Source organism: Streptacidiphilus carbonis (assembly GCF_000787775.1).
GTDB classification, from domain to species: Bacteria; Actinomycetota; Actinomycetes; order Streptomycetales; family Streptomycetaceae; genus Streptacidiphilus; species Streptacidiphilus carbonis.
Genome location: NZ_BBPM01000004.1, coordinates 180052 through 197795 on the forward strand (window position 1 = coordinate 180052; position 17744 = coordinate 197795).

At 72.0% G+C, this 17744-nt stretch carries 15 protein-coding genes; 6 read left to right on the plus strand and 9 right to left on the minus strand.

Features of this window, described 5'->3' with window-relative positions:
* From TR46_RS04815 to TR46_RS04825, 3 genes are all read right to left on the minus strand, one after another.
* On the minus strand, positions 1 to 938 hold a 938-nt coding region (locus TR46_RS04815; RefSeq protein WP_152626296.1), incomplete at its 3' end, for an ABC transporter ATP-binding protein.
* 123 nt (positions 939 to 1061) lie between these two features.
* On the minus strand, positions 1062 to 1808 hold the full coding sequence (locus tag TR46_RS04820) for an NUDIX hydrolase (protein ID WP_174505091.1): 747 nt from the start codon (positions 1806 to 1808) through the stop codon (positions 1062 to 1064).
* A gap of 19 nt (positions 1809 to 1827) precedes the next feature.
* The gene (locus TR46_RS04825) at positions 1828 to 3036 is read right to left on the minus strand and encodes a DUF4192 domain-containing protein (RefSeq protein WP_052432545.1); all 1209 of its coding nucleotides are present in this window, start codon (positions 3034 to 3036) and stop codon (positions 1828 to 1830) included.
* 183 nt (positions 3037 to 3219) lie between these two features.
* On the opposite strand from TR46_RS04825, the gene TR46_RS04830 reads away from it, so the two are divergent.
* Positions 3220 to 5412, plus strand: a complete 2193-nt coding sequence (locus tag TR46_RS04830) for a RecQ family ATP-dependent DNA helicase (protein ID WP_042393925.1) — start codon at positions 3220 to 3222, stop codon at positions 5410 to 5412.
* A 192-nt stretch (positions 5413 to 5604) separates the two neighbouring features.
* Complete coding sequence (locus TR46_RS04835; RefSeq protein WP_052432546.1) at positions 5605 to 6264, plus strand: hypothetical protein; 660 nt, start codon at positions 5605 to 5607, stop codon at positions 6262 to 6264.
* Positions 6265 to 6293: 29 nt separating this feature from the next.
* On the opposite strand, the gene TR46_RS04840 is transcribed toward TR46_RS04835, so the two are convergent.
* The 3 genes from TR46_RS04840 to TR46_RS04850 form a co-directional block, all read right to left on the minus strand.
* Positions 6294 to 6818: a hypothetical protein gene (locus tag TR46_RS04840; protein ID WP_236655202.1), complete on the minus strand. Its 525-nt coding sequence runs from the start codon at positions 6816 to 6818 to the stop codon at positions 6294 to 6296.
* A 320-nt stretch (positions 6819 to 7138) separates the two neighbouring features.
* On the minus strand, positions 7139 to 7819 hold the full coding sequence (gene rnhB / locus TR46_RS04845; RefSeq protein WP_042393931.1) for a ribonuclease HII: 681 nt from the start codon (positions 7817 to 7819) through the stop codon (positions 7139 to 7141).
* 215 nt (positions 7820 to 8034) lie between these two features.
* Complete coding sequence (locus TR46_RS04850; protein ID WP_052432547.1) at positions 8035 to 8598, minus strand: TetR/AcrR family transcriptional regulator; 564 nt, start codon at positions 8596 to 8598, stop codon at positions 8035 to 8037.
* A 171-nt stretch (positions 8599 to 8769) separates the two neighbouring features.
* Here TR46_RS04850 and TR46_RS04855 point away from each other — a divergent pair, with 171 nt between their 5' ends.
* Both TR46_RS04855 and dapA read left to right on the plus strand, forming a co-directional pair.
* Positions 8770 to 10353 (plus strand): MFS transporter, encoded by a 1584-nt coding sequence (locus TR46_RS04855; RefSeq protein ID WP_063770524.1) that lies wholly within the window; start codon positions 8770 to 8772, stop codon positions 10351 to 10353.
* Between the two features lie 91 nt (positions 10354 to 10444).
* Positions 10445 to 11329, plus strand: a complete 885-nt coding sequence (dapA, locus tag TR46_RS04860; RefSeq protein ID WP_042393935.1) for a 4-hydroxy-tetrahydrodipicolinate synthase — start codon at positions 10445 to 10447, stop codon at positions 11327 to 11329.
* A gap of 71 nt (positions 11330 to 11400) precedes the next feature.
* On the opposite strand, the gene TR46_RS04865 is transcribed toward dapA, so the two are convergent.
* On the minus strand, positions 11401 to 11700 hold the full coding sequence (locus TR46_RS04865) for a YciI family protein (RefSeq protein WP_042393938.1): 300 nt from the start codon (positions 11698 to 11700) through the stop codon (positions 11401 to 11403).
* Positions 11701 to 11713: 13 nt separating this feature from the next.
* Positions 11714 to 12346 (minus strand): histidine phosphatase family protein, encoded by a 633-nt coding sequence (locus TR46_RS04870; protein WP_042393940.1) that lies wholly within the window; start codon positions 12344 to 12346, stop codon positions 11714 to 11716.
* Between the two features lie 126 nt (positions 12347 to 12472).
* Between TR46_RS04870 and TR46_RS04875 the strand changes: the two genes are divergently transcribed.
* Both TR46_RS04875 and TR46_RS04880 read left to right on the plus strand, forming a co-directional pair.
* Positions 12473 to 12961, plus strand: coding sequence for a MarR family winged helix-turn-helix transcriptional regulator (locus tag TR46_RS04875; RefSeq protein ID WP_042393943.1), 489 nt, complete (start codon positions 12473 to 12475; stop codon positions 12959 to 12961).
* A gap of 74 nt (positions 12962 to 13035) precedes the next feature.
* Positions 13036 to 14538, plus strand: a complete 1503-nt coding sequence (locus TR46_RS04880; RefSeq protein WP_042393946.1) for an MFS transporter — start codon at positions 13036 to 13038, stop codon at positions 14536 to 14538.
* A 120-nt stretch (positions 14539 to 14658) separates the two neighbouring features.
* Here TR46_RS04880 and TR46_RS04885 read toward each other — a convergent pair whose 3' ends face one another.
* Complete coding sequence (locus TR46_RS04885; protein ID WP_042393958.1) at positions 14659 to 17571, minus strand: vitamin B12-dependent ribonucleotide reductase; 2913 nt, start codon at positions 17569 to 17571, stop codon at positions 14659 to 14661.
* Positions 17572 to 17744: the final 173 nt, after the last annotated feature.

A 17744-nucleotide genomic window follows, 5' to 3' on the forward strand; every position in this document is an offset into this window, starting at 1 on the left:
GCCCCTGCGGCAGCCCCGGTACCGCGGCGCGGGGGCAGCGGGGGCGTGGCCGAGGCGGCGCCCACGGGCCCGGTCGGGGTGCCGGCCGGGCGGTCGGCCAGTTCGTGCAGCAGGATGCCGTGCCGGTAGGCGAGTTCACCGATCTGGGTGCGGGACACGCCCGCCACCGCGAGGCCTGCTCCGCCCTCCCGGCGCACCTGGGCGCCGGCCTCGGCCAGCAGGTCTGCCAGCCGCCCCACCTGGGGACCGCGCACCGACACCTCGTCGCGCAGCCTGCCGCCGACGAAGTCGGCCCTGGTCTGGTCCGCCAGCAGTCGGCCGCCGTCCAGGGTGACCACATGGTCGGCCAGCGCCGCGGCCTCGCGCGGGTCCCGCACCGTGGCCAGCACGGTGCCGCCGCCGGCGGCGAAGGCCCGGAGGAAGGCGTGGAACCATTCGGTGTTCTTGGGCGAGAGCCCGACTGTGGGCTCGTCCAGCAGCAGCGTGCCGGGGTCGCCGAGCAGCGCCTCGGCCAGCGCGAGCCGGCGGTTCATGCCGGGCGAGAAGGTGCGCAGCCGGTGCCCCGCCGCCGGGGCGAGCCTGGTCTGCTCCAGCAGTTGGTCGGCGCGGCGGGCCGGAACCCCGACGGCGGCGGCGACCATGCGCAGATGCGCGCGGGCCTGGCGACCTGGATGCCCGGGGTGACGCCCTGGTTCGCCGAGCAGCACGCCGACTTCGCGCTCGGGACGCCGGATCCGCCGGTAGGGGCGCCCGTCGAAGAGCGCGACGCCCTGCCCACGCTCCAGTCCGAGGGCGAGCCTCAGCAAAGTGGTGCGACCCGACCCCTCAGGTCCGAGCACGACGGTGACCTGACCCTCGCGCGCGTCGAAGGAGAGGTCCAGCACGGCCGGGGGACGGCCCTTGCGCCAGCTCTTGGTCAGTCCGATCGCCTGGAACACAGGGCTTCACCTCGCGATGCCGGTGCGCAGCCTTCCTCCGCCCGTTGCCAGCACGATAGACCGACATAGTTACTTTGCGTGGTATTGGCGCTACGTCAGGTGGCGAGTGGCGCTGATGCGCCGTCAGGCGTCGGGCCTCAGCATCGGCGGATTCAGCACTGTGGCGTCCCCGGCCCGGAACAGCTGGGCCGGGCGCCCGCCCTGACGAGTGGTGGTGCCGCCGGCCGGCACCAGGAAGCCGGGCGTCCCGGTGACCTTGCGGTGGAAGTTGCGCGGGTCCAGCGAGACCCCCCACACCGACTCGTAGACCTGCCGCAGCTCCCCGACCGTGAACTCGGCCGGACAGAAGGCGGTGGCCAGCGAGGAGTACTCGATCTTCGAGCGGGCCCGCTCGACGCCGTCGGCGAGGATCCGGGTGTGGTCGAAGGCGAGCAGCAGCCCGTCGTCCTTACCGCGCCCCAGCAGCTCCTCCACGGGGGCCCAGCGGGCGCTGCGGACGTCCCCACCGGGGCGCGGGGTGGGCAGATCGGGAGCCAGGGCCAGATGGGCGACGCTGACCACCCGCATCCGCGGATCACGCTGCGGGTCACCGTAGGTCGCCAGCTGCTCCAGATGGGCTCCCACGCCGGGGCCCTGGCCCGCTGCGCCGTGGGTGCGCAGCCCGGTCTCCTCGGCCAGCTCGCGGGCCGCCGCCTCGATCAGCCCCTCGTCGGGGCGGACGAACCCGCCGGGCAGCGCCCAGAAGCCCTGGAACGGCGGCTCGCCCCGGCGCACCATCAGCGCGCACAGTGCATGATCGCGAACGGTCAAGACGACCAGGTCAACAGTGACCGCGAACGGGGGGAAGGCCGACGGATCGTAACGCGACATGGGCGCGATCATAGTCGTCTCACTGACGATAAACACCCCCGCCCGCCGGTCCCGCGCATCCGGTCCGGCGACCGGCCCTGACCCGTCTGCGCTCGCCAGGGGCCCGTCCGGGTCCGCGCCCCGACCCGCGCCGCTGCCGGGCGCGGCGCTCGGCCCGCAGGGTGGCGCACAGCGACTGCGGCTGGGCGCCGGTGTTCACCGCCTCGTAGAGCAGCCTGGCGAAGGCGTAGTCCTCGTCCGTCTCCAGCGCCCTGCGCAACGCGATCCGGGCGGTGACCTGGTCACCGGTGACCCAGGCCGTCCACGCGAGCAGCGACAGCGGAGCGGCCGCGTGGTCGTCGAAGGGCCCGGCGCAGCGACGGGCCAGGAATCTCCACAGCCGCTGGGCGTGCTCCACGTCGGGCGGGTCGAGCCACTCCGCGGCCCGGTCCCTGGCCAGCCGGTCCTGCAGGCCGAGGATCAGCCGGGCGGCCTCCTCCGGCGGCAGTTCGACGGCGCCGGTACCGAAGCGCAGCACCGCGGCGTCCACCAGTTCGGCCGTACGGGCCCGGACCGCCTCCCGGCCGCCGTCCTCCGACAGCTCGGCCACCAGCGCGGGGACCACCCGCTCGAAGGCCCGCAGCTGCTCCTCCGCGCCGGCGGCGCCGACCGGGGCGAGCTCCTGCTCCAGCTCCTTGAGGCTGCCGCGCACCGTGATCCCGGCGTAGGCGGCGGCCGCGGCCACCGCCGGGGTGCTGCCGGGCCGTTCGACCGGCGTGCCGTCGGCGGGGCAGCAGACCGGGTTGCCGCAGGCGTAGGACCACCAGCGCCCGCCCGAGACGCAGAGCGACTCGTGCAGCGGGATGCCGACCGCGCTGAACGCCTCGGCGAGCGCCGTCGCCAGCGGTGCCAGCGAGTCGCGGACGGCGCGGCCGTCCTGGCCCGGTCCGGGATCGCGGCAGAGGTAGAGGATCACCGCGTCCGGACGCCGGTCGCGGTGCTCCGAGAGGGCCACCAGGTAGCGGGCCACCTCCGCGGCGGCGTCGGGCCAGGCCGCGGGCGGGGGCAGGTCGATCCGCACGGTGCCGCCCTGCCTGCGCCGGGGCCCCTGCAGCCCCAGTGCGACCACGCTGTCACTGGGGAAGAAGCCGAGCAGGAAGGGCAGGACGTCGACCATGTCGGCTGGGGTCCGCATGGTCACCACGGGATGGTCGAAGGAAGTGGCCGGAGGCTGCACGTGCTCGTTCATGGGTCGAGGATGTCCGCTCCCGAGGCGCGACGGTGCAGGTCCGGTCCGGTCTGTGGACAACCCGGGGGCTGTGCGTATCCCGGCCACCCGCACGGGTGAAGCAGAATCGTCCCGGCTCCGTCGGGACCGTCGGGTCAACCCCGCCGTTCGCCGATTGTCCGACCCAGCGGCTATCAATGAGCCATGGACCAGACCCCGGACAATCAGTCGCCCACCGACCGCGCGGCGGTCCGCGAGCGGGCCGACGCCGTACTCCGCGAGCTCGCCGGCGGCGACGCCCGGCTGCGCGAGGACCAGTGGCGTGCCATCGAGGCCCTGGTCGTGGACCGCCGCAGAGCCCTGGTGGTGCAGCGAACCGGCTGGGGCAAGTCCGCCGTCTACTTCGTGGCCACCGCCCTGCTCCGGGCGGCCGGCGCCGGGCCCACGGTGATCGTCTCCCCGCTGCTGGCCCTGATGCGCAACCAGATCGACTCCGCCGCCCGGGCCGGGATCACCGCACGCACCATCAACTCCGCCAACGCCGACGAATGGGAGACGGTCCAGGCCGAGGTCGCGGCGGGCGCGGTGGACGTGCTGCTGGTCAGCCCCGAGCGGCTGAACAACCCCGACTTCCGGGACCAGGTGCTCCCCCGGCTGGCCGCCTCGACCGGACTGCTGGTGGTCGACGAGGCGCACTGCATCTCGGACTGGGGACACGACTTCCGCCCCGACTACCGGCGGCTGCGCACCATGCTCGCCGAACTGTCCCCCGGCGTCCCGGTGCTGGCCACCACCGCGACCGCGAACGCCCGGGTCAGCGCCGACGTGGCCGAGCAGCTGGGCACCGGCGGCGGGGAGGCGCTGGTGCTCCGGGGGCCGCTGGACCGGGAGAGCCTGGCCCTGTCGGTACTGCCGCTCGGCGACCCGGCGCACCGGCTCGCCTGGCTCGCGGACCACCTCCCGGACCTGCCGGGATCCGGCATCGTCTACACCCTGACCGTGGCCGCCGCCGAGGAGGTCACCGCGTTCCTGCGGCAGCGCGGCTTCCCGGTCGCCTCCTACTCCGGACGCACCGAGGACGTCGACCGCCGCAGCGCCGAGGCGGACCTGCTGGCCAACCGGGTGAAGGCGCTGGTCGCCACGTCCGCGCTGGGCATGGGCTTCGACAAGCCCGACCTGGGCTTCGTGGTGCACCTGGGCTCACCGCAGTCCCCGATCGCCTACTACCAGCAGGTCGGCCGAGCCGGGCGCGGCATCAAGCGGGCCGAGGCACTGCTCCTGCCGGGCCCGGAGGACCAGGCGATCTGGCGCTACTTCGCCGGCCTGGCCTTCCCGCCGGAGGAGCAGGTGCGGGCCACGCTGTCGGCGCTGGCCTCCCACACCGACCCGGACGGCTCGCCGCTCCCGCTGTCCACCCCGGCCCTGGAGGCCCGGGTGGACCTGCGCCGCACCCGGCTGGAGACCATGCTCAAGGTCCTGGACGTCGACGGCGCCGTGAAGCGGGTGCGCGGCGGCTGGATCTCCACCGGCCGCCCCTGGTCCTACGACAGCGAGCGCTACGCCAGGGTCGCCGAGACCCGCAGGGCCGAGCAGCAGTCGATGCTGGACTACGCCTCGACCACCGGCTGCCGGATGGACTTCCTGCGCCGGCAGCTCGACGACGGCGAGTCGGCGCCCTGCGGCCGCTGCGACAACTGCGCCGGGGCCCGCTTGCCGGTGGAGGCCTCCGCCGAGGCCCTGGACGCGGCCCGGGCGGCGCTCGGGCGGCCCGGCATCGAGCTGGAGCCCCGGCGGCAGTGGCCGACCGGCCTCGCCGCGGCCGGGATCGACCTCAAGGGCCGGATCGCTCCCGGCGAGCAGAGTGCCGCCGGACGGGCCCTGGGCCGTTTGTCGGACATCGGCTGGGGCACCCGGCTCCGGAGCCTGCTGGCCCCCGGGGCCCCGGACGTCCCGGTCCCGGCCGATGTGCTGGACGCGGTCGTGACGGTGCTCGCCGACTGGGCCCGCGGCCCCGGCGGCTGGGCCGGGGCCGACGCCACGTCGGCCCGGCCGGCCGGGGTGGTGACGCTGGCCTCCCGCAGCCGCCCGCAGCTGGTGGAGAGCCTGGGCGCGGGTATCGCCCGGGTGGGCCGACTCCCGCTGCTGGGTCGGATCGAGTACACCCCCGGCGAGCCCCGGCCCGGTTCGCGCAGCAACAGCGCGCAACGGCTGCGGACCCTGCACGGCTCCTTCGAACTACCCGAACAGCTCAGCGCGGCCCTCTCGCTGCTGGAGGGCCCGGTGCTGCTGGTGGACGACTTCACCGACAGCGGGTGGACCCTCGCCGTCGCCGCCAGAATGCTGCGCCGGGCCGGTGCGCCGGGCGTGCTCCCGCTGGTGCTGGCCCAGCAGGCCTGACCCTGCGGACCCGGCCGCGTCCACCGGCACATCATCGCAACGGTGCTGATAATGAAAAGAACTGACAGAAGATTGCTGCCGGATCGGCTGAACACGGACACTTCCGACAGAGTGCCCGTTGCCGCATTCGACCCCGGGACGTGAGAATTGGACCGACCGGCACATGGGGCACGGGGAGGGAGGGCCTTGAGCATGGACTCCGGCAATCGCAGGCCCCCCGCCAGGACCCCCGCCCGCATCACCCTGCACGCGGTGTCGCTCCCGGGCTCCTCGACCCGCCTCATCGACCAGGAGAGCTGGGTCCAGTCCACTCCCCCGCTGCTGCGGGCCCCCCGCGAGCTGGTCAACGACCTGCACCGGGTGCACCGGCCGCAGCCGGGCACCGCGGTGCTCGGGGTGCTGGCCCAGGACGGCCGGGTGGTCGCCGGGGCCTCGTTCTCGTCCCGGGTGGGTCACGGCGACGGCTGGCAGTTCCGCAACACCATCCTGGCCCAGCTGCGCGGCATCGTCCCGCACGATCTGCGTTTGGCCCGCCCGGTCCGCACCGCGGTGCTGATGCTCTGCCGGCGCGGCAGCCCCGAGTGGACCGAGGCGGACGGCGCCTGGATGTGGGCCCTTCGCGACGCCAGCAGTCTGCACGGTGTGCGCTGCGGTGCCTATGTCACCCTCACCGACGCCGGCTGGCACGTGCTCGGGGAGGGCCGCGGCGGCCGCCGTCCCAACTCGGGCTCCTGGGCCGAGGAGGCGGTGCAGCCGGTCCGCTCCCTCAATACGCTGGCTCCGCACGGCGCGATCGCACCGCTGCGGGTCCTGGAGGCCGCGCCCGAGCAGGCCAGAGCCGCCGTCCGCTGACCGGCGGACGGGCTGTGCGCCCGAAGGCGTCAGCCCTGCTGCGCCGGGATCAGCCCCGGGTCGCCGCAGAGCACCACCAACCGGGTCGCCCGCTCCAGGGCCGCGGCCAGCGCCTGCCTGGCGACGGTCGGCGAGCCGCCGTTCACCGCGAGCACGACGACCTCGCGGCGGACCGGACGGCACTGCGCCGCTTCGGCGTAGAAGACGTCGTCGCCCTCGTCCAACTGCGCCCAGTAGCGCTCGGCGCCGAAGGACTGCTCGTGCTGCTGCCACGGGTGCGCCTCACCCGTCGTCAGCACCAGTACCTCGCCGGGCCGTCGGCCGGCGTCCAGCAACAGGTCGACCGAGTCGTCGGCCCGGTCGAGCGCACCCTCCGCACCGGCCGGGACCGACTGGATCTCCACGGCGGGCGGGGCGGGCCGCGAGGCGGGCGACGCGGCCGGGGCGGACGCAACCGGGGCGGACGGGACCGGTGCGACCGGAGCCGCCGGGGCGGTGGAGTGCGGGTGCAGCGGGGCAGCCGGGCGGCGTGGGACGGGACCCGGCTTGGGCACGCGCGGCGGCCCGGGACGCGGAACCGGGCGCGCGGCGGCAGGACTGTGTACGGCAGGGTTCGCAGGCGGTGTCACAGAAGGCATGGTGCGGGCTGTCGCGTCCGTCTCGTCGTTGGATGGAACACGAGGGCCCGGGGCGGTCTTGTGGATCTCCAGCTCCTCGGCAGAATCTGGCGGCACTCCGGATGGCGTCGCGCAGCGCCCCAGAGCTTACTCGGTGGCGTCGAACAGCCGGTAGGGGGCCCGCCGGTCCCTTCGGGACGCTCCGTTAACTCAGCGAGGACGCCCCCCCAACGGCAGAAGAACTTGTCGATTCCCCGTCAGAAACCCAGCGACAACTGCTCCGAATCGTCCCGGCTGCGCGAGGTCCGCAGATGCCTCCAGGCCGGCAGGTCGTCCAGGTACGACCAGGAGAGGCGGTGGTGCGGGGTGGGTCCCAGTTCGGCGAGCGCCGCCCGGTGGACCGGCGAGGGATAGCCGGCGTTGTCCTCGAAGGCGAAGGCCGGGAAGTCGGGGCCGAGGCCGGCCATCATGCCGTCGCGTTGGACCTTGGCCAGCACCGAGGCGGCGGCTACCGAGACACAGGACTGGTCGCCCTTGATCACCGTGCGCACCCGCCAGGGGCCGCCCAGGTAGTCGTGCTTGCCGTCCAGGATCACCGCGTCCGGCCGCACCGGCAGGGCCTCCAGCGCGCGGACCGCGGCGAGCCGGAGCGCGGCGGTCATGCCCAGTTCGTCGCACTCCAGCGCAGAGGCGTGGCCCAGCGCATGGGCGGTGACCCACTCGGCCAGCAGCGGGGCGAGCTCGCTCCGGCGCCGCGGGGTCAGCAGCTTGGAGTCGGTCAGCCCCTGCGGCGGCCGGCGCAGGCCGGTGACGGCCGCGCATACGGTGACCGGACCGGCCCAGGCGCCGCGACCGACCTCGTCGACCCCGGCCACCACCTCCGCCCCGGCCCTGCGCAGGGCGCGTTCGACGCGGTGGTCCGGTGGCTCCACAGGCATCTGGGTCTCTCCGAGTTCAGGCGGTCGGGTCGGTCGGGTCGGTCGGGTTCAGGCTGTCGGATTCAGAGGGTCGGGTTCAGACGGCCGGGACGGGGCGGCGGGGCGGCGGCCCGGCTGTCAGTGGCCGGGTGCACAGTGGAATGTGCACTGTTCCAGTGTCCCAGCCGCGACGGGCCGATCCGTCCGGCAGGAAGGAGCGCACCGTGCGCGCCGACTCATCCCTTGCCGGGAAGGGCCCGTACCAGCGGCAGCATGACCTCGTCGACCAGGGCGACCGTGTCCTCCTCGGTCGGCGGGCCGTGCATCTTGGCCCGGTACAGCATCAGAGCCGGGGCGACATCCGCCACCAGCGGGGTCACCGCCTCGGCACGGACCTCGCCGCGCTCGGCGCCGCGCCGCAGCACCTCCAGGATCACCCCCTTGTTCGGCTCCATCACGCATTCGTGCACCAGCCCCAGGAAGGGGCGGGCCCGTTCGTGGTCGAGCTCGCCCATGATCACCCGAACCGCGCAGCCGGGCAGCGAGACCATCGCCGCCCTGGCCCGCTGCATCAGCTGCAGCAGATCGCCGCGCAGGCTCCCGGTGTCCGGCACCGGGCCCAGCGGGGGCAGCGTGGCCCGCATCGCGCCGAGGACCAGCTCCTCCTTGGAGGACCAGCGGCGGTAGATGGCGGCCTTTCCGGTCTGCGCCCCGGTGGCCACCGCCTCCATGCTCAGCCGGGCATACCCGGAGGCGACCAGCTCGTCCAGGGTCGCCCGGAAGATCGCCTGTTCGAGCACTTTGCCGCGCCTGCGCGAGGAACGGGGCCCGATGCCCCCGGTCGCCCCTGCCGTCACCAAGGAAGCCGCCTCCAGAAGATCTCCAGTGAACGATTGCGTTCACAATGTCCGCCCCACTACCGTCGATTGTAGTGAACGGTTCCGTTCACTCCAGGTCCACAGGGGGAATCCGTGGCCACTCCCAGCACCATCACCCGCTCGACACCGCCCCGGGCAAGCCGCGGCCAGCACCCGGGCATCGCCCTCACAGTCATCGCCGCCACGCAGCTGATGGTGATCCTCGACGCCACCATCGTGAACGTCGCGCTGCCCCACATCGAGACGGCACTGAAGCTCTCGACCACCAATCTGTCCTGGGTCGTCAACGCCTACACCCTGACCTTCGGCGGACTGCTGCTGCTCGGCGGCCGCATCGGCGACATCATGGGCCGCCGCCGCACCCTGATGGCCGGCGTCCTGCTGTTCAGCCTGGCCTCGCTGCTCGGCGGACTGGCCACCGCTCCCTGGATGCTGCTCTCCGCGCGAGCGCTGCAGGGCATGGGCGCAGCCGTCGCCTCGCCCACCGCGCTGGCCTTGATCGCGACCAACTTCGAGGAGGGACCGGCGCGCAACCGTGCCTTCGGGGTCTTCTCCGCAGTGGCCGGGGCCGGCGGCGCGATCGGTCTGCTGGCCGGCGGAATGCTGACGACCTGGCTCTCCTGGCGCTGGGTGCTCTTCGTGAACGTACCGATCGGTATCGCGATCGCCCTGCTCGCGCCCCTCTACGTCAACGACTCCGAGCGCCACCCCGGCCGCTTCGACCTGCCCGGCGCGCTGAGTTCCACCATCGGCATGGTCTCACTGGTCTACGGGTTCATCCGGGCCTCGCAGGACGGCTGGTCCGACCCCTGGACCCTGGGCGCCTTCGGCCTCGCCGTGGTGCTGCTGAGCGGATTCCTACTGATCGAGTCGCGCACCGCCGAGCCGATCACCCCGCTGCGGATGTTCCGCAACCGCAACCGCTCCGGCAGCTACGGGATCATGCTCTGCCTGGCGGCGGCGATGTTCAGCATCTTCTTCTTCGTCACCCTGTTCGTGCAGAACGTCCTGGGCTACAGCCCGCTGCGGGCGGGCCTCGCCTTCCTGCCGATCAGCTTCGCCATCGTCATCGCCGCGCAGATCGCCGCCCGGCTCCAGAGCACGCTGGGGGCCAAGCCGTTCTTCATCACCGGCTCCCTGCTGGTCACCGCCGGCATCGCCTGGTTCACCCAGATCAGCGTGGACAGCAACTATGTCAGCGGGGTGCTCGGCCCCACCCTGCTGTTCGGCTTCGGCATGGGCTCCATCTTCGTGCCCATGATGCTGACGGCCGTCGCCGGCGTCGCCCCCCGGGAGACCGGGTCCGCGACCGGACTGCTCAACGCCACCCAGCAGGTCGGCGGGTCGCTGGGCCTGTCCATCCTGGTCACGGTATTCGGCACGGCCAGCCGTAACGAGGGCAAGCACCAGGCCGCCCAGTTCCTGGCGCACGCCACCCCGCAGCAGCTCGCGGCGTTCAAACACAGCGGGCAACTGCCCAAGCACTACTCCGACCTGGTCCTGAGCCACAGCATCGCCACCGCCTTCGAGATGGGCCTGGTCTTCGCCGTGCTGGCCGTTCTCATCTCGGTGTTCGTCGTCAAGAGGCCACCGGCTCCGGGCACCCCGGGTGGACCGGGGCTGCAGGACGCTCCCCCGATCGGCCTGGCGAAGCAGCCGGACGAGGAGGCGGCCTGAACGCTTCGGCCGATCGTTAATCATCAGTGAACGGTCGATGGTAGAACAATTTGCTGGTGCTAAGGGATTCTGGGCCCGCACCCTGGTAGGCATGCACCCCTACTTCGGACGCACCCTGCCGGCGATGGTCACGCCGTTCCACCCCGACGGAAGCCTGGACCGCGAAGGGGCCCAGGTCCTCGCCACCCACCTGGTGGACCGGGGCTGCGACGGCATCGTGCTCAGCGGCACCACCGGGGAGTCGCCCACCACCAGCGACGCCGAGAAGGACACCCTGCTCCGGGCGGTGCTGGAGGCCGTCGGCGACCGGGCCCGGGTCACCGCCGGAGTGGGCAGCAACGACACCCGCCACACCGTCGAACTGGCCCGCGCGGCGGAGCGGGCCGGCGCCCACGGGCTGCTGCTGGTCACCCCGTACTACAACCGGCCGGGCCAGGAGGGCATCCAGCGGCACTTCACCGCCGTCGCGGACGCCACCGCACTGCCCGTGATGCTCTACGACATCCCCGAGCGGGCCGGCAGCCGCCTCACCGAGGACACACTGCTCCGGCTGGCTGAACACCCACGGATCATCGCCGTCAAGGACGGCACCGGGGACCTCGCCCTGAGTGCCCGCGTGATCGCCCGCACCGGCCTGCAGTACTACTCGGGGATCGACGAACTCAACCTTCCGCTCTACGCCCTGGGCGGGGTGGGCGCGGTGAGCACCGTCGCCAACGTGGCCCCGGAGCAGACGCTGGCCCTGCTGGACGCCTACCTGCGCGGGGCCAACGACGAGGCGCTCCGGCTGCAGCAGCAGCTGATCCCGCTGGTCGAGGCCATGATGACGCTCGCCCCCGGCACGGTGACCGCCAAGGCGCTGCTCCGGGCCAGGGGCCTGCCCGCAGGACCGGTCCGGCCCCCGCTGGTCGACGCCGACCCCGGGCTCAGCACCACCCTGACCCGGGCACTGGCACAGCTGTCACAGCCGGACTGAGGCCCCGTCACGCCGAGGCCCCGTCACGCCGAGACCCTGTCGCACTGAGCCCCCATCAGGTACGGGTTCCGTCAGGAGGCGGGCGGCTGTCTCAGGAAGGCCAGTTCGGGCGCGGTGCCCGACGGCGTGAACTCCACCACCTGGTACTCGGCCGCTCCGGCGCGGGCGAAGGGGTCACCGGCCAGGACCGCGTCCAACTCCTCACGGTCCACGGCGCGCGCCAGCAGCACCCCGCCGGTCCGCGGCACCCGCGCCCCCGAGAGCAGCAGCACACCGGCCGCGTAGTTCCGGTCCAGCCAGGCGCGGTGCTGCGGCAGCAGTTCATCGATCCGCTCCAGCGGCGCGGTGTAGGTCAGGACGACGACGAACAAGGGATCCCCCCGGTCAGGCCCAGCGGTCGAAGGGCCGGTCGAGTGTATAGCGGTCGTCGGAGCCGAGCAGCAGGGTCCGGCACTCCCCGTTGTCGGGGTTGGAAAGCGCCTCGAACTCCTCCACCGACCAGTGGAACCAGCGCATGCAGAACAGACGCATCATCAGGCCGTGCGTCACCAGCAGCACATTCGGCGGATAGTCCGGGCGCTCGAAATTGCGGTGCAGGGTCTCGAAGAACGCGCCCACCCGATCGTAGACGTCGGCGCCCGACTCGCCCTGGGTGAAGCGGTAGAAGAAATGCCCGTAGGCGTCGCGTGCCTTGCGCTGGCGGCGGATGTCCTCGGCGTCCTGGAGGTTTCCCCAGTCCTGTTCGCGCAGCCTCGGCTCCTCCATCACCCGGGTCCGGGTCGGATTCATCCCCAGCAGTGCGTAGGTCTGCCGATTGCGCAGATACGGGGAGACATAGGCCTGCACCGGCTCCATTCCGAACTGGGCCCGCAACTCCTCCCCCACCGCCCGCGACTGTTCCCGGCCCTTGGCGGTCAGTTCCAGCGCATGGTCGGGCACCCGCTCGTAGATCGTCTCATCGACGTTCCCCTGCGACTCCCCATGCCTGACCAGCACAATGCGCTGTGGACGTGCCATACCGCCACCCTAACCGGCGGCCCAGCGGCGGGCGCGGCGCCCACTGCCCACACCCACGCCCGCCCCACAAAGGCAAAGGTTCCCTTCCGGATAATCCGCCACAGATCGAATTGCTACCCTGATTCCATGACCGCCATGACGCCCACGCGGACCGAGCCCGACCTGTCCTTTCTGCTGGACCACAGCAGCCACGTCCTGCGGACCCGCATGTCGGCGGCGCTCGCGGAGATCGGGCTGACCGCGCGGATGCACTGCGTGCTGATCCACGCCCTGGAGGAGGAGCGCACCCAGGCGCAGCTCGCCGAGATCGGCGACATGGACAAGACCACCATGGTGGTCACCGTGGACGCCCTGGAGGAGGCCGGACTGGCCGAGCGCCGCCCGTCCAGCCGGGACCGCCGGGCCCGGATCATCGCGGTGACCGAGGAAGGCGCCCGGGTCGCCGAGCAGAGCCAGCAGATCGTCGACGGCGTCCATCAGCGGGCCCTCGACACCCTTCCCGCAGCAGCCCGCGAGTCCCTGCTGAACGCGCTGAACCTGCTGGTCAGCGACCATCTGGCGGAACCTGCCGCGGCACCGCGGTCGGCCCGGAGGGCGCGGCAGCGAGAGATGTAGCACTGAAACAGATCGTCTATAACAAAACTATCTGCTAGCGTCTCTCCTGTCGCCCAACGGACAGGAGAGACGCCATGCCTGCCACACCGACTGCCGCTGCACCGTCTGCTGCCATACCGCCTGCCCCATCCCGGAACCGCCCGCTCGCCCTGGCCGTCATCGCCACCGGCCTGCTCATGGTCGTGCTCGACGGCAGCATCGTGACCGTGGCGATGCCCGCCATCCAGAACGACCTCGGCTTCTCCGCCACCGGACTCAGCTGGGTCGTCAACGCCTATCTGATCGCGTTCGGCAGCCTGCTGCTGCTCGCCGGACGGCTCGGCGACCTGATCGGCCGCAAGCGGATGTTCCTCGCCGGAACCGCCGTCTTCACCGCGGCCTCGGTCCTCGCCGGGACGGCCACCACCCCGGCCCTGCTCATCGCAGCCCGCTTCCTCCAGGGCCTCGGCAGCGCCATGGCCTCCGCGGTCGGGCTGGGCATCCTGGTCACCCTCTTCACCGCAGCAGCGGAACGCTCCAGGGCCATCGCCGTGTTCAGCTTCACCGGCGCGGCCGGCGCCTCCATCGGCCAGGTCCTCGGCGGTGTGCTCACCGACGCCCTCGACTGGCACTGGATCTTCTTCATCAACCTGCCGATCGGACTCGCCACCTTGGCGGTCGCGGCCGCCGTCCTGCCCGACGACCGGGGCCTCGGCCTGCGGGCCGGCGCCGACGCCATCGGCGCCGTGCTGGTCACCGCCGGGCTGATGCTCGGGATCTACACCGTCGTCCAGGTCGACCGTTACGGCTGGACCTCGACCCGCACCCTCGGCCTCGGCGCACTGGCCGCCGCGCTGCTCGCCGCGTTCGCCGTACGGCAGACGACCGCGGCCAACCCGCTGGTACCGCTGCGGCTGTTCCGCTCGCGCACGGTGGTCGCCGCCAACCTGGTGCAGATGCTGATGGTGGCCGCCCTGTTCTCGTTCCAGGTACTGGTCGCCCTCTACCTGCAGCACGTACTCGGCTACAGCGCCACCGCGACCGGGCTGGCCATGCTGCCGGCCGCCGCCGTCATCGGCGCGGTGTCACTGGGCGTCTCCGCCCGCCTCAACGCACGCTTCGGCGAACGCGCCGTCCTGCTGAGCGGGCTCGTCCTGCTGATGGGCGTGCTCGGGCTGCTCGCCCGGATCCCGGTGCACGCCCATTACGCCACCGACCTGCTCCCGGTGATGCTGCTGGCCGCGGGCTTCGGGCTGGCCCTGCCCGCGCTGACCACCCTGGGCATGTCCGGCGCGAAAAGCACCGACGCCGGACTCGCCTCCGGACTGTTCAACACCACCCAGCAGATCGGCATGGCCCTCGGCGTCGCCGTACTCACCACCCTCGCCGCTGGCCGCACCACCCGCCTGCTCGCCCACGGCAGCGCCCGGGCCGCCGCCCTCACCGGCGGCTACCACCTGGCCTTCACCGTCGGCGCCGGCCTCCTCCTCACCGCCTTCGCGGCGGCAGCACTGCTGCTCCGCTCCCCCGGCGCTGCCGTCCGGACCTACCGGCCCACCCGCTCGGCCGCCGCGGAGGAACCGGCCCGCGCGCGCTGACCGGCACAGCGCTGACCGGCTGCGGCAACGGGCGCGGCCCCCGAAGCACCTGGCTTCGGGGGCCGCGTCACGGCTGTGCAGTATCAACTGGGTCCGGCAAGTATCAACTGCGGCCGCTTGTCAGCTGCAGCCGCTGGTGGAGCCGCAGCCCTCGCAGAGGTAGCAGCTGCCGGCGCGGCGCATCTTGGTGCCGCAGGAGAAGCAGAGCGGGGCGTCGGAGTTGATGCCCTGCTGGAGCTCCAGCAGTTCGGTGGAGTTGTGCACCACCGGGGTGGGCAGCGGCTGGACCGCGGCGGCCGGGGCGGCGGGAGCGGTCGGGGCCGCCGGAACGGCCTGCGGCCGGGTGACGGTGCGGGGCGCGGACTGGGACAGGCCCTCGACGTCCACGTCCTCGTCGGCCGGCTCGTAGGAGCCGGTCTCCAAGTGCCGCTGGCGCTCCTCGACGGAGTGGATGCCCAGCGCGGAGCGGGTCTCGAAGGGCAGGAAGTCCAGCGCCAGGCGGCGGAAGATGTAGTCGACGATCGACTGGGCCATCCGCACGTCGGGGTCGTCGGTCAGACCGGCCGGCTCGAACCGCATGTTGGTGAACTTGGAGACGTAGGTCTCCAGCGGCACGCCGTACTGCATACCGACCGAGACCGCGATGGAGAAGGCGTCCATCATGCCCGCGAGGGTCGAGCCCTGCTTGGACATCTTGAGGAAGACCTCGCCCAGGCCGTCGTCCGGGTAGGAGTTGGCGGTCATGTAGCCCTCGGCGCCGCCCACCGTGAACGAGGTGGTGATGCCGGGGCGGCCCTTGGGGAGGCGCTTGCGGACCGGGCGGTACTCGACGACCTTCTCGACCGCGGCGGCCGCGGAGGACTTCGCCTCGGCCTTGCCGTCGTTCTTGGACTTGGCCGAGAGCGGCTGGCCCACCTTGCAGTTGTCGCGGTAGATCGCCAGCGCCTTGACGCCGAGCTTCCACGCCTCGAAGTAGATCTCCTCGACCTCTTCGACGGTCGCGCTCTCCGGCATGTTCACGGTCTTGGAGATGGCACCGGAGATCCAGGGCTGGATCGCGGACATCATCCGGACGTGGCCCATGGCGGAGATGACCCGCTCGCCCATGGCGCAGTCGAAGATCGAGTAGTGCTCGTTCCTGAGGCCGGGGGCCCCGACGACGTTGCCGTGGTCGGCGATGTGCGCGACGACCGCCTCGACCTGCTCCGGCTGGTAGCCGAGGCGCTTGAGAGCGCGCGGCACCGTGTTGTTGACGATCTGCATGGAGCCGCCGCCGACCAGCTTCTTGAACTTGACCAGGGCGAGGTCGGGCTCGACGCCGGTGGTGTCGCAGTCCATCATCAGGCCGATGGTCCCGGTCGGCGCCAGCACACTGGCCTGGGCGTTGCGGAAACCGTTCTTCGCGCCGAGTCGCAGCACGTCCTGCCAGGTCTCGGTGGCCGCCGCCCAGATCGGGCCGTCCAGCTCGTCGCCGCGCGGGGCCGCGGCGTTGGCGTCGGCGTGCTGGCGCATCACCCGCTGGTGCGGCTCGGCGTTGCGGGCGTAACCGTCGTACGGGCCGACGATGCCGGCCAGTTCGGCGCCGCGCTTGTAGGCGGTGCCGGTCATCAGCGAGGTGATCGAGCCGGCCAGGGCTCGGCCGCCGTCGGAGTCGTAGGCGTGGCCGGTGGCCATCAGCAGGGCGCCGAGGTTGGCGTAGCCGATCCCGAGCTGGCGGTAGGCGCGGGTGGTCTCGCCGATCTTCTGGGTCGGGAAGTCGGCGAAGCAGATGGAGATGTCCATCGCGGTGATGACCAGCTCGACCACCTTGGCGAAGGTGACCGCGTCGAAGGTGTCGTCGTCGCGGAGGAACTTCATCAGGTTCAGCGAGGCCAGGTTGCAGCTGGAGTTGTCCAGGTGCATGTACTCGGAGCAGGGGTTGGACGCGTTGATGCGGCCGGACTCCGGGCAGGTGTGCCAGTGGTTGATGGTGCTGTCGTACTGGATGCCCGGGTCGGCGCAGGCCCAGGCCGCCTCGGCCATCCTGCGGAACAGGCCCTTGGCGTCGACGGTCTCGATGACCTCGCCGGTGAGCCGGGCGCGCAGGCCGAACTCGCTGCCGTTCTCGACCGCCGTCATGAACTCGTCGTTGACCCGGACCGAGTTGTTGGCGTTCTGGTACTGGACCGAGGTGATGTCGTCCCCGCCCAGGTCCATGTCGAAGCCCGCGTCGCGGAGGGCGCGGATCTTCTCCTCCTCCTTGACCTTGGTCTCGATGAAGGCCTCGACATCGGGGTGGTCCACGTCCAGGACGACCATCTTGGCCGCGCGGCGGGTCGCGCCACCCGACTTGATCGTTCCGGCGGAGGCGTCGGCGCCGCGCATGAAGGAGACCGGACCCGAGGCGTTGCCGCCGGAGGTCAGCAGTTCCTTGGAGGACCGGATCCGGGAGAGGTTCAGGCCGGCCCCGGAGCCGCCCTTGAAGATCATCCCCTCTTCCTTGTACCAGTCCAGGATCGAGTCCATGGAGTCGTCGACGGAGAGGATGAAACAGGCGCTGACCTGCTGCGGCTGCTGGGTGCCGACATTGAACCAGACCGGCGAGTTGAAGCTGAACACCTGGTGGAGGAGGGCGTGGGTCAGCTCGTGCTCGAAGATCTCGGCGTCGGCCGGGGAGGCGAAGTAGCCGTTCTTCTCACCGGCGGCGCGGTAGGTCAGCACCACCCGGTCGATGATCTGCTTGAGGCTCCACTCGCGCTGCTCGGTGCCGAGCGCGCCGCGGAAGTACTTGCTGGTGACGATGTTGGTGGCGTTGACCGACCAGAAGTCGGGGAACTCCACGCCGCGCTGCTCGAAGTTGACCGAGCCGTCGCGCCAGTTGGTCATGACGACGTCGCGCCGCTCCCACTGGACCTCGTCGTAGGGGTGCACGCCCGGGGTGGTGTAGATGCGCTCGATGCGCAGACCCGCACCGGCCTTCGAGCCGACGGCCTTGCCGCCGCCCTTGGCCGCACCGCCCTTGCCTGCCCGGGTACCGCTGGTGGTGTCCGTCATTGCCGCCTCCTCCTGGGCAAAACGCCCTGGGCGCCCCGCTGCTTCCCGGGGACCCGTCGTATCCGCAAAATCCGCAAATCAATTCCGCGCAGGCAGAAGCGCCCCCTCGGGCGTCCCTGATGCGTTGGCGTGTGTGGTGCGTGCTGTGTTGGTGCGTGCTCGGCCGTTGGAAC